Here is a 12,374-nt window from a genome sequence, read left to right as displayed (position 1 = left end):
ATCTACCTCGAGAGGGGACGGAAACCGGATAAATCCAGATTCAGCAGAAGGTGTCACGTTACGTATAGCTACCTATCTACCTCGCGAGAGGCCGGAAACACAGGGTCTGTTTTGACAGGTTTCACAGTTGTTTTTAGTATAGATACCTATCAACCTCGAGAGGGGCCGGAAACTTTCTGTAACCATCTCTTTCAAACGAATCCCATCTATCTTTGGGTATAGCTACCTATCTACCTCGGGAGGGACCGGAAACCCAATATTGTTTGAAAAGTTTCATTAAATTACCTTCTTGTGTATAGCTACCTATTTACCTCGAGAGGGGCCGGAAACATTCCTAGAAATTCGCAGGTAGTGCTCACATCCATCGTATAGCTACCTATCTACCTCGGGAGGGGTCGGAAACGCATTTACTGCGTTCTTAGCCAAAATTTCTACGATCGTAGTGAAACCTATTTACCTCGAAAGGGGCCGGAAACAATTTTTTCTTATAAAAGTAGCCCACTGCTGTCAACAACGTGTATAGACACCTATCTACCTCGGGAGAGGCCGGAAACACATACCTGATGACATTCATATCAGGATTGATGTGTATAGATCCCTATCTACCTCGAGAGGGGCCGGAAACCCTCTTTTTATAACCCTTCCTAACTGAACTTCTTTCGTATAAGAACCTATCCACCTCGAGAGGGGACGGAGACCACGCTCTAAATTTTGGAATCATCCCAAATCCTCGTATAGACACCTATCTACCTTTAGAGGGGCCGGAAACTGGATAGTTTTAGAGAAAATCCTGTTCTCAATGTGGGATTTTATAGATATCTATCTACCTCGTGAGGGGACGGAAACAAGGCATAAGCTGGTGTAATATCCGCCGCATTATGAGTATAGATACCTATCTACCTCGCGAGGGGCCGGAAACTTTGACTGCCCCTGATTCTTTACACTAGGCGGTGTTCTATAGGTATAGATACCTATCTACCTATCTACCTCGAGAGGGGGCGGAAACCAGTGGGATAGTTTGTAAAAGTCTGTGCTAAGGTAGGTATATCTCCCTATCTACCCCGCTAGGGGCCGGAAACCCAAACAACCCACCTACGATTGAATATGAAGTATCAGAGTATAGATACCTATCAACCTCGAAAGGGGCCGGAAACAATTATTTTTCTAGTAATTCGTCGAGCGTGATCGCACGTATATCTCCCTATCTACCTCGAGAGGGGCCGGAAACTTCCATCTCCTTAATCAACCAGTCAAGGTTCTTGCAAGGTATAGCTACCTATCAACCTCGGGAGGGGCCGGAAACATAACTTGCTTATCTTTTCCTTGTAAAGTAATTTTTGTATATCTCCCAATCTACCTCTCAAGTGGCCGGAAACTTTGGTGGTTCAGGAGTATGAGTTGTTACCTTCGCTACAAGTATATCCACCTATCTACCTCGCGAGGGGCCGGAAACCGTGTAATTCTTTCTGAAGTTGTTTGATTTTTTGATTGGTATAGATACCTACCTACCTCGCGAGGGGCCGGAAACATTTTACTCAGAAGCTCTTTGATTTTCTTGTTAGTGTGTATAGATACCTATCTACCTCGAGAGGGGACATTTTCATAAGGGTAAAGGATTCCAAAAGTAAAAGAAAAAAGCGCTCATGAGAAAGCAAAAGCGCTGTTGTATCAATAAAGGAGGCATATGAAACGCATCGAACTATCATTTAAGCGGATTGAGCAATCACCGAGCGACCTATCGACAAAATTCCAAGGTTTTCTTATGGAAAAGCTAGAACCAGACTATGTGACTTGGCTACATGAGCAGGAAACCAACCCCTACTCACTAAAAATCATCCATCAAAAGGACAAGACCCTATGGTCCCTTCATCTTCTGACGGATGAGGCTGTCAAGCAAATTTTGCCTGTTCTCTTGGAGCTCAAGAAAGTAGAACTTCATGATTTGCCGACTCTCATGGTTGAGTCTCTGTCCATGCAAGATCTCAGTTCGGAGCAACTCTTTGAGTTTTTTAATGAAAACCAAGATCGGTCACTCTACACCATTCATTTTCAAACTCCGACAGGATTTCGCTCCCAGGGAGAGTACGTGCTCTTTCCGACCATGCATCTCATCTTTCAGAGTTTGATGATGAAGTATGCACGTCTGGTCGAGAAACGTCAGGACATCGAAGAGGAAACTCTGGACTACTTGGTCAAGCACAGTAGAATTACCAGCTATCGATTGGAGTCCAGCTATTTTAAAGTCCATGGCAAAAAAATCCCTGGTTTCAGGGGGAGATTGACCTTTAAGATTACAGGTCCAAATACCTTGAAAGCATACGCCAATATGCTTCTGAAATTTGGGGAGTACTCAGGTATCGGCATGAAAACTAGTTTAGGGATGGGAGGTTTAGAACTTGAAGAAAGAAAAGATTGATTTAGTTTATGGATCACTTTTGCACGCTATCGGCAAGGTGATTCAAGGTTCCAGGTATGAAGAGAAAGACCTGGGGACCATTGGGTCCGAATGGTTTAGACGCTTTTCGGATAATGAAAAGATAGCTCAGCAGATAGCCAAGGCGACTTCTAGTGATTTGCCGACGGACTTAGCTCCTGATAGTTTGGTCTATATCACGTCAGCTGCCGCAAAGATTGCTTCATGCCTAAAAGGAGCAGCAGATACTCATGGAGGTAAAGAAGATTTCCTAAGCAAACAATCGGATATCTTCAATGTATTTTCAGATAGCCCTAGTCAGCGTTATCTTGATGCGCGTCCATTAGAGCTTGACGGGGAGCCAAACTATGCCAAGGAATCTAGTGAGCCGTCTGACAAGTCAGACTATGACTTGATAGTAGCGACCTTAGAAAAAGAGTTTAAGATATTTGACTTTAGCCAATCTGAGATAGATGCCCTTTTGAATCTCCTTGAGTCTACTCTTTCCTATGTACCTGTTTCGACAAGAACCAAGGGATTATCAGATATTTCTCTAGCAACCTACAGTCGTCTGACAGCTGGCTTTGCCCTAGCTATAGAGGACTATTTAGCAGACAAGAATTGTCGTGACTATGAGAAGGTACTGGGACAGGATTTAGAAGCTTTTTATAGCGAAAAAGCCTTTTTATTAGCAAGTTTTGACCTGTCAGGGATTCAGGATTTTATCTACAATATCGCAACAGCTGGTGCAGCTAAGCAACTAAAAGCACGTTCCTTGTATCTAGATTTTATGGGGGAACATATCGCTGACAGCTTACTGGAGAAGTTAGAGCTTACGAGGGCTAATCTTCTCTACGTCGGTGGAGGGCACGCCTACTTTATCCTTCCAAACACCGAAAAAACTAGAGAAACCTTGGCTAGCTTTGAAGCAGAATTCAATCAGTTTTTGGTCAAGCATTTCCAGACAGGTTTGTTCGTAGCATTTGGTTGGAGTCCGTTTTCTGCCAATGATATGACAACGACACTGGCCGACTATCGAAAAGTCTATCAAACAACCAGTCGGATGATTTCCCAAAAGAAAATTTCTCGTTACGATGCCAAAACTATACTTGAACTCAACCAAGGAGGAAAAAGCTCCCAGAAAGAATGTGCAATTTGTCACTCAGTCGAAAAGCTTACCAAGTATAAAGATCAAGAGGTCTGCCATATCTGTGCAGGGATGTATCGCTTTGCCAAGGAAATACAAGAAAACTACTATATTGTGACAAAAGAAAAAGGACTGCCGATAGGTCCGGGAGCCTATATTAGTGGTATTTCAAAATCCAACCTTGCCAATGAAGAGTGGGACCGTGTTTATGTAAAGAATAGCTATAGTACAGATATCCTAAAAGCAACCCATGTCTTTGTCGGAGATTACAAATATGCTGAGATTGACCAGTATGCCCAACTATCTCAGGATAGTGAAACTGGACAAGGGATCAAGCGATTAGCAGTTGTTCGACTAGATGTGGATGATCTAGGAGCAGCCTTTATGGCTGGGTTCTCTTATCAAGATAGTGGCAAGTATAATACTCTGGCACGGTCAGCGACCTTCTCTAGAAGTATGAGTCTCTTCTTTAAGGTCTATATCAACCAGTTTGCAAGAGAGAAAAAACTATTGATCATTTATGCCGGTGGAGATGATGTATTTGCTATCGGTTCTTGGCAGGATATTATTGAGTTTACTATTTGTCTCCGACAAAACTTTATCAAGTGGACAAATGGTAAATTAACCCTATCAGCAGGAATCGGCCTCTTTCCAGATAAAACTCCAGTTAGCCTCATGGCTGAGGAAACTGGTAAGCTAGAAGGGGCAGCAAAGGATAACGATAAGGATAGTATTTCCCTTTTTGAAAAAGCCTATACCTTGAAGTTCGACCAATTTATTGACAATGTCTATAATGGGAAACTGAAGAGCATTCGTTACTACTTTAATATTCAAGATGAGCGAGGAAAGAGTTTTGTATATAGACTTATTGAGCTCCTTCGGAACTACGATCGTATGAATATTGCTCGATTAGCCTATTATTTGACGCGCTTAGAGGATCAAACTTCTAAGGATAAAAAAGAAGAGTTTAAAGAGTTTAAAGATTTATTCTTTTCTTGGTATACAGGTAGCGATAATGAACGTAAGGAAGCAGAGATAGCTTTACTTCTATATATTTATGAGATTAGAAAGGATTCATAGATGGCAATTTTAACAGATGATAATTACGTAGATAAGGCAGAGAATGTTATTAAATCACTGAATCGAAACACTAGAGATTCTAGGAACCCTGAAGCATTCCTTTTAACAACTAGCAAAATTAGAAACCTACTAAGCTTGACGAGTACTCTCTTTGATGAAAGTAAGGTTAGAGAGTATAAGGATTTAGCTGATAAAATTGCTTATTTGAGAGTGCAGTTTGTTTATCAATCGGGCCGAGAAACTGCGGTTAAAGACTTGGTTAAAAAGGCTGAAATTCTAGACATTTTAAAAGAAATAAACAATAAGGAAAGTCTCCAACGTTTTTGTCGTTATATGGAAGCACTAGTAGCTTATTTCAAATTTTACGGAGGAAAAGATTAATGGCATTTGCAAAAATTCAAGTAACAGCACAAATTCGTCTAGAAACAGGACTTCATATTGGAACCAGCAATGCTTTTGCGGCAATTGGAGCTACTGATTCTCCTGTAATCAAGGATCCTATTACTAACTTACCCATTATTCCTGGTTCAAGTATCAAAGGGAAGATGCGCAGTCTTCTTTCAAAAGTACATAATGAACGACTAGCTAAGAAACCAGGAGAAGATGGCGAACTTCTAAGTCGACTGTTTGGGAACAGTTCAGATAATCGCTATAAAATGGGGCGACTCATTTTTAGAGATGCTTTCTTAATAAATAAGGACGAGTTAGATTCATTAGGGGTCAAGAGCTATACTGAAGTTAAGTTTGAAAATACTATTGACCGTATCACTGCTGAAGCGAATCCGAGACAAATTGAACGTACCATCCGTAAGAGTGCTTTTGCATTTGAATTAATCTATGAAATCACAGATGACAGTGAAGAACAAGTGGAAGAAGATTTTAAAGTAATTCTTGATGGATTAAAACTCCTGGAACTTGATTATTTAGGTGGATCAGGCTCTCGTGGATATGGTAAAGTTGTTTTTGAGGCTCTTAAAGCAAATACAGTTTTCGGAAACTATGATGTTAGTAGATTGAATGAACTTTTAACTACGGAGGTCTAGTATGACCTATAAGATGTATATTATGAACTTTCAGTCTGCTCACTTTGGAGCAGGTACGCTCGATAGTTCTAAAATGACTTTTGCAGCTGACCGATTATTTTCTGCCTTAGCTATAGAGGCGAAAAAAATGGGGAAAATGGAAGAATTTGTATCATTAGCAGGTCAAGATGATTTTGTTTTGACTGATGCCTTTCCTTATCAGTCAAGTCCATTTTTACCTAAGCCGATTGGATTTCCAAAGTTTGATCAGCAAGACTTAACAACGGATGTTAAAGAAGTAAGACGTCAAGCGAAAATGGCAAAGAAACTTCAGTTTATTCCTTTAGATAAATTTGATTCCTATGTAAATGGGACGCTTTTTGAAGATGCAGAACATGCAGTAACAAACATTATCACTAAAAACCAACCTCATGTGGATGGGGCTCTTTATCAAGTTTCTACGGTTAGATTTGCTGATAAGTCTGCTCTCTATGTGATTGCTACCGAATCAGACCTCTTGAATGAACTCATGACAAGTTTGCAGTACGCGGGAATTGGGGGTAAACGTTCTAGCGGCTATGGACGGTTTGATTTAACCATTACAGACATACCTGATGCTCTTAAAAAACGTCTTACTAAGGTCCATCAAGGAACAGTCATGGCCTTAACAACTTCTTTACCCATTGAAAAGGAACTTGAACATGCTATGGAAACTGGTTCCTATTTACTAAGTAAATCAAGTGGTTTTGCCTTTAGTACAGAAACTAATGAAAATTATCGTAAGCAGGATTTATATAAGTTTGCTTCTGGATCTACTTTCTGTGAAACCTTTACAGGACAGATTGTAGATGTAAGGCCTCTTGATTTCCCGCATGAAGTATTAAACTATGCTAAGCCACTATTTTTCAAGATGGAGGGAGAAAGATGAAAACAGAATATAGAACCTTTCAATTCAGCCTCCTAGCCATGGCCCCTATTCATATTGGGAGTGGTGAGAAATATACTTCTCGAGAATTTATCTATGAAAAGGGGTACTTTTATTTCCCTGATATGGGTAAGTTTTATAATCGAATGGTGGAGAAAGGATACGATCAGAAGTTTGAGCGTTTTTTACAAGAGACAAAGCCAAACGCCAGAAATAATCGCTTGATTTCCTTCTTGGATGATAACCGGATATCTAATCGTGATTTCGGTGGTTACCGGATTGTTGAGACTGGTTTGGAAATTGAAAAAAATAATCGCGATTCCAAATTAGGCACGATAAATGAAGTTGCAAAATTTATTAGAGACCCTTTTGGGAGTCCGTATATTCCAGGTAGTTCCTTAAAGGGAGCTATTCGGACCATTTTAATGAATACCAATCCTGACTGGAACAATAGGAATGCAGTCGATTTTCGTGGGAGAGGTCCTAAAGAAAACAAAAAGATGATTCCATGGGGTGCCAAAAAGGGTCAAGAATTTAATGACTTGTTCAATGCTATTCGTGTTAGTGATAGTAAGCCATTTAACAATGAGCAGATTATTCTAGTTCAAAAATGGGATTATTCAGCCAAGTCTTTAACTGCCAAGCCTCTTCCTTTATACAGAGAAGCAATCGTACCCTTAACTAGAATCAGTTTCACCATTACTACAACCACTAAGGAAGCTGGAATCTTAATTGAGGAATTAGGACAGAGAGCGCAAGCTTTTTACAAAGAATATAAAGAATTTTTCTTATCAGATTTTCCTGAAAATAAGATTCAGCCAAATCTTCAATATCCTATCTATTTGGGAGCTGGAAGTGGAGCCTGGACAAAGACCTTGTTTCAACAAGCGGATGGAATCTTACAAAAACGGTATAGTCGAATGAAGACAAAGATGGTTGGTAAGGGAGTGTTGAAATTAACAAAAGCACCAATGAAAAATGTTAAAACAACACAAGCAACTCGAAAACTGATAATGAATGATGAGTCTTTCTATGAAATGGGGAAAGCGAACTTTATGATTAAGGAGATTACAAATGACAATTTTAATTTCAGCAGTAGGTAATACGGATCCTATCAGTAAGAACAGAGACTCAGCCTTAATGCACATAGCTCGAAAATATAAACCAGAAAGAATCGTCTTACTCTACAGTGAGGAAATGTTAGTTAAAAAAACTCTTATTGAGAGAGCCCTTCTTTCATTTAAAGACTATAAACCTGATGTGAAAATTCATGAGCAAATATTAAGGAATGATGAGGTTTATTTGTATGATAAAATGTATGAGGTCATAGGAAAAATTATAAAAGAGTATTCTAAATTAGGAGAGGAATTAATTTTAAATCTATCTTCCGGCACTCCTCAGATAAAATCAGCTCTATTCGCTATAAACCGAATTGATGACTATAATACGCAGGCAATTCAAGTTACCACTCCTAGTAATTCATCTAACAATCCCCAAAAAATACTCTCTAAGGAAGAGGAAGATAATCTGTTTAAAAATAATGAAGATAATCAGGATAATTATGAAAACAGATGTATCATGGATATAGCGGAGAAGTTCAATCATTCTTTAGTTAAACGTCATTTAAGAAGTTTGATAGAGTCATATGATTATTTAGCTGTTGAAAAGATTGTTATCCGGAGAGATTCGAAGGGGCTGCTTTCAAATAAGCAGTTAGCTCGTTTAAGAATCATTCTAACCGATTTAGTAAATGTTTTTAAAAAACAAGAAGTTCTTTCAGAAATTCAGAAATATCCACTTTCAGAGGTTGAGAAAAAAGCCCTTAATTATTTTTTGATGATTGAGATTTTAAACAAACGAGGTCAAGTAGCAGATGTTTTGATTAAGTCAAAATCATTAGTTGAATTTATATTAGAAGATAGAATAAAAAGGAATCATCCAAATCTAATAATATATAAAAATAAGTTACCTAAGCTAAACAAAGAACATCAAGATTTTAAAAAAGTTATCTGTTATTTAGATAGTGATTATAAAAAATCACAAAATGAAAATGAGGAAAAAAAAGAAGAGTTTTCTCCCACAACAACTCTAAACTTAATTATATACACTAAAATTTTAGAGTATTACAAATATAGTCCTGAATTAATTAGGTCACTTAGAGTTATCATTTCTTTAAACAATGAGAGAAATAAGGTTGCACATGGCTTGTCAGAGATTGATAGTAAACTAGTCAATTCAAAGAAATTGCAACAGACAATAGATACCTTGCGCTTTATTTTACAAGATACATTTGAGATTGATGATAGCTATTTCTCTTGTTATCAAACACTCAATAATGAAATGCTTGACTTACTTCGTCAATAATATACTTTATCAATAAATCAATTTGCTGATGATACATATAATGTGATTGCAAGTGCTTGCTTTCCCAGTTGACGCAAGATTAAAAAAACGATATAATAAGAAAGTTGAGAATTGATTTTCAATCATCTTAGTCCAGAGAAATGGCGGTGCTGCGAGCCATCTAAGCTAGGAAGTCATGCTACTCAATCATACAATTGCATAAGAATAAGAGAATGACAAGTTCATTGAATGAAGGTGGTACCGCGGTTTTTCGCCCTTCGTGATATGAGCTTGTCTTTTGATTTTTGGAGGTGTTGATGAAAACATTTCTTGTCAAACAAAAGTTTCGTCTTGGAGGCGAACGCTTCGCTATCAAGGATGATAGAGGAGAAATCGCCTATCAGGTAGAGGGATCATTTTTTAAGATTCCCAAAACTTTTACTGTCTATGATGTTAATGGTGAACAAGTCAGTCAGATTAGTAAAGAAATCTTGACCTTGCTTCCTCGTTTTGAGATTCAGCTTCGGGATGGCTCGAGTTTTGTCATTCGCAAGAAGTTGACCTTCTGGCGAGATAAGTATGAGTTTGATAATCTAGGTCTTCGTATCGAGGGGAATATCTGGGATTTGAATTTCAAATTGCTGGATGATCGCGATCAGCTGATTGCGGAAATTAAGAAGGAACTCTTCCATCTGACCTCTACCTATACCGTAACGGTTCTTGAGGACGCTTATGCAGACCTAGTCATTTCCCTTTGTGTCGCGATTGACTATGTGGAGATGCTGGAAAGCCAATCAAATTAAACAAGTAAATAAGGAGATATTATGAAACAACTATCTAGTGCTCAAGTTCGCCAAATGTGGCTTGATTTCTGGGCCAGCAAAGGTCACTCTGTAGAACCATCAGTCAGCTTGGTTCCTGTAAACGACCCAACTCTTTTGTGGATCAACTCTGGGGTAGCAACCCTTAAGAAATACTTTGACGGAACCATTATCCCTGAAAATCCACGTATTACCAATGCCCAAAAAGCGATTCGTACTAACGATATTGAAAACGTAGGGAAGACTGCGCGTCACCATACTATGTTTGAAATGTTAGGGAACTTCTCTATCGGGGATTACTTCCGTGACGAAGCCATCACATGGGCTTATGAGCTTTTGACAAGCCCAGAATGGTTTGATTTTCCAGCTGAAAAACTCTACATGACCTACTATCCAGATGATAAAGATTCTTACAACCGCTGGATTGAAGTAGGAGTGGACCCAAGCCACTTGATCCCAATCGAAGACAACTTCTGGGAAATCGGTGCGGGACCTTCTGGACCTGATACAGAAATCTTCTTTGACCGTGGAGAAGCCTTTGACCCAGAAAATATTGGTCTTCGCCTGCTTGCAGAGGATATCGAAAACGACCGTTACATCGAAATCTGGAACATCGTTTTGTCACAATTCAACGCTGATCCAGCTGTTCCTCGTAGTGAGTACAAGGAATTGCCACACAAGAATATTGATACGGGTGCTGGTTTGGAGCGTTTGGTGGCAGTTATCCAAGGGGCTAAGACAAACTTTGAAACAGACCTCTTCATGCCAATCATCCGTGAAGTTGAGAAATTGTCTGGTAAGGTTTATGACCAAGATGGCGACAACATGAGCTTCAAGGTCATTGCTGACCATATCCGTTCTCTTTCATTTGCCATCGGTGATGGTGCCCTTCCTGGAAATGAAGGTCGTGGTTATGTCCTTCGCCGTCTCCTCCGTCGCGCGTCTATGCACGGTCAAAAATTGGGTATCAACGAGCCTTTCCTTTACAAACTCGTTCCAACTGTTGGAAAAATCATGGAAAGCTACTACCCAGAAGTGCTTGAAAAATGTGACTTTATCGAGAAAATCGTGAAGAGCGAGGAAGAGTCATTTGCCCGTACTCTTCACTCAGGTCAACATTTTGCCCAAGGTATCGTAGCAGACCTGAAAGCCAAAGGTCAAAACGTTATCGCGGGGCAAGATGTCTTCAAACTCTACGATACATATGGATTCCCAGTTGAATTGACAGAAGAAATCGCTGAAGAAGCTGGGATGACTGTAGACCGTGAAGGTTTTGAAGCGGCCATGAAAGAGCAGCAAGAACGTGCGCGTGCGTCAGCTGTCAAAGGTGGCTCAATGGGAATGCAAAATGAAACCCTTCAAAACATTACAGTGGAAAGTGTCTTCAACTACAATGCCAGCCAATTGCCTTCTAAGTTGGTGGCTATCGTGGCTGACAATGCAGAAGTAGAAGCTGTTTCTGAAGGAACTGCCTCTCTTATCTTTGCAGAGACTCCATTCTACGCTGAAATGGGTGGACAGGTAGCTGACCACGGTCAAATCTTGGATGCTAAAGGAAATGTCGTAGCGAATGTGACGGATGTGCAAAAAGCACCAAACGGACAAGCTCTTCATACTGTTGAAGTTCTTGCACCACTTGCTTTGAACCAAGAATACACCTTGGCAATTGATACCAACCGTCGTCATCGTGTCATGAAGAACCACACAGCCACTCACTTGCTCCATGCGGCCCTTCACAATATCCTTGGTCACCATGCGACACAAGCAGGATCTCTGAACGAAGTCGAATTCCTTCGCTTTGACTTCACTCACTTCCAAGCTGTGACTCCTGAAGAGTTGCGCGCCATTGAACAGCAAGTTAATGAGAAAATTTGGGAAGCAATTGCTGTAGAAACTGTTGAGACAGATATTGACACGGCTAAAGAAATGGGAGCTATGGCCCTCTTTGGTGAGAAATACGGTAAAGAAGTCCGTGTTGTAACCATTGGTGACTACTCAGTGGAACTTTGTGGTGGTACCCATGTTGGCAACACTTCTGAGATTGGTCTCTTCAAGATTGTCAAAGAAGAAGGAATCGGATCAGGAACTCGCCGTATCTTGGCAGTGACTGGTAAGGAAGCCTTTGAAGCCTACCGCGAACAAGAAGACGCTCTGAAAGCAGTCGCAGCAACCTTGAAAGCACCTCAACTCAAAGAAGTACCTCATAAGGTTGAAGGACTTCAAGAACAACTTCGTCAGCTTCAAAAAGAAAATGCTGAGTTGAAAGAAAAAGCAGCGGCAGCGGCAGCAGGTGATGTCTTCAAGAATGTTCAAGAAGCAAACGGTCACCGTTACATTGCTAGTCAAGTGTCTGTATCAGATGCAGGTGCCCTTCGTACCTTTGCGGATAACTGGAAACAAAAAGACTACTCTGACGTGCTTGTCCTAGTTGCAGCCATCGGTGACAAAGTCAATGTTCTTGTAGCTAGCAAGACAAAAGATGTGCATGCAGGAAACCTTGTCAAAGAATTGGCTCCAATTGTCGAAGGACGTGGTGGTGGTAAACCAGACATGGCCATGGCAGGAGGAAGCAACCAAGCGAAAATCCAAGAACTCTTGGAGGCAGTAGCAGGTAAATTATAAG

At 40.1% G+C, this 12,374-nt stretch carries 9 protein-coding genes; all 9 read left to right on the top strand.

Annotated features, from left to right (window positions below):
• Positions 1 to 1,684 precede the first annotated feature (1,684 nt).
• A complete protein-coding gene (gene cas6, locus SORDD27_RS04890) occupies positions 1,685 to 2,416 on the top strand; it encodes a CRISPR-associated endoribonuclease Cas6 (RefSeq protein WP_061427676.1) in 732 nt (243 codons plus the stop codon).
• Positions 2,397 to 4,640 (top strand): type III-A CRISPR-associated protein Cas10/Csm1, encoded by a 2,244-nt coding sequence (cas10, locus tag SORDD27_RS04885; protein ID WP_061427673.1) that lies wholly within the window; start codon positions 2,397 to 2,399, stop codon positions 4,638 to 4,640. Before cas6 ends, cas10 begins: the two co-directional genes overlap by 20 nt.
• A complete protein-coding gene (csm2, locus tag SORDD27_RS04880; RefSeq protein WP_006148241.1) occupies positions 4,641 to 5,021 on the top strand; it encodes a type III-A CRISPR-associated protein Csm2 in 381 nt (126 codons plus the stop codon).
• Positions 5,021 to 5,683: a type III-A CRISPR-associated RAMP protein Csm3 gene (gene csm3, locus SORDD27_RS04875; RefSeq protein ID WP_061427672.1), complete on the top strand. Its 663-nt coding sequence runs from the start codon at positions 5,021 to 5,023 to the stop codon at positions 5,681 to 5,683. The genes csm2 and csm3 overlap by 1 nt, the downstream gene beginning before the upstream one ends.
• Before the next feature lies 1 nt (position 5,684).
• Positions 5,685 to 6,590, top strand: coding sequence for a type III-A CRISPR-associated RAMP protein Csm4 (gene csm4, locus SORDD27_RS04870; protein ID WP_061427671.1), 906 nt, complete (start codon positions 5,685 to 5,687; stop codon positions 6,588 to 6,590).
• A complete protein-coding gene (csm5, locus tag SORDD27_RS04865; RefSeq protein WP_061427670.1) occupies positions 6,587 to 7,690 on the top strand; it encodes a type III-A CRISPR-associated RAMP protein Csm5 in 1,104 nt (367 codons plus the stop codon). Before csm4 ends, csm5 begins: the two co-directional genes overlap by 4 nt.
• Positions 7,662 to 8,951: a type III-A CRISPR-associated CARF protein Csm6 gene (gene csm6, locus SORDD27_RS04860; RefSeq protein WP_061427669.1), complete on the top strand. Its 1,290-nt coding sequence runs from the start codon at positions 7,662 to 7,664 to the stop codon at positions 8,949 to 8,951. Before csm5 ends, csm6 begins: the two co-directional genes overlap by 29 nt.
• 296 nt (positions 8,952 to 9,247) lie before the next feature.
• Positions 9,248 to 9,733: an LURP-one-related/scramblase family protein gene (locus SORDD27_RS04855; RefSeq protein WP_061427667.1), complete on the top strand. Its 486-nt coding sequence runs from the start codon at positions 9,248 to 9,250 to the stop codon at positions 9,731 to 9,733.
• A gap of 21 nt (positions 9,734 to 9,754) precedes the next feature.
• Positions 9,755 to 12,373, top strand: coding sequence for an alanine--tRNA ligase (gene alaS / locus SORDD27_RS04850; RefSeq protein ID WP_061427665.1), 2,619 nt, complete (start codon positions 9,755 to 9,757; stop codon positions 12,371 to 12,373).
• Position 12,374: the final 1 nt, after the last annotated feature.

It is taken from the genome of Streptococcus oralis (genome assembly GCF_001579025.1).
Classification (GTDB): domain Bacteria; phylum Bacillota; class Bacilli; order Lactobacillales; family Streptococcaceae; genus Streptococcus; species Streptococcus oralis_X.
Note: the sequence above shows the minus strand (reverse complement) of the source record. Positions and strands in the feature narration are given on the sequence as shown.

Excerpts from the sequence above, each read along its gene's own strand:
- cas6 (WP_061427676.1), top strand. The coding sequence starts at position 1,685 with ATGAAACGCATCGAACTATCATTTAAGCGGATTGAGCAATCACCGAGC.
- csm2 (WP_006148241.1), top strand. The coding sequence starts at position 4,641 with ATGGCAATTTTAACAGATGATAATTACGTAGATAAGGCAGAGAATGTT.
- csm3 (WP_061427672.1), top strand. The coding sequence starts at position 5,021 with ATGGCATTTGCAAAAATTCAAGTAACAGCACAAATTCGTCTAGAAACA.
- csm4 (WP_061427671.1), top strand. The coding sequence starts at position 5,685 with ATGACCTATAAGATGTATATTATGAACTTTCAGTCTGCTCACTTTGGA.
- csm5 (WP_061427670.1), top strand. The coding sequence starts at position 6,587 with ATGAAAACAGAATATAGAACCTTTCAATTCAGCCTCCTAGCCATGGCC.
- csm6 (WP_061427669.1), top strand. The coding sequence starts at position 7,662 with ATGACAATTTTAATTTCAGCAGTAGGTAATACGGATCCTATCAGTAAG.
- SORDD27_RS04855 (WP_061427667.1), top strand. The coding sequence starts at position 9,248 with ATGAAAACATTTCTTGTCAAACAAAAGTTTCGTCTTGGAGGCGAACGC.
- alaS (WP_061427665.1), top strand. The coding sequence starts at position 9,755 with ATGAAACAACTATCTAGTGCTCAAGTTCGCCAAATGTGGCTTGATTTC.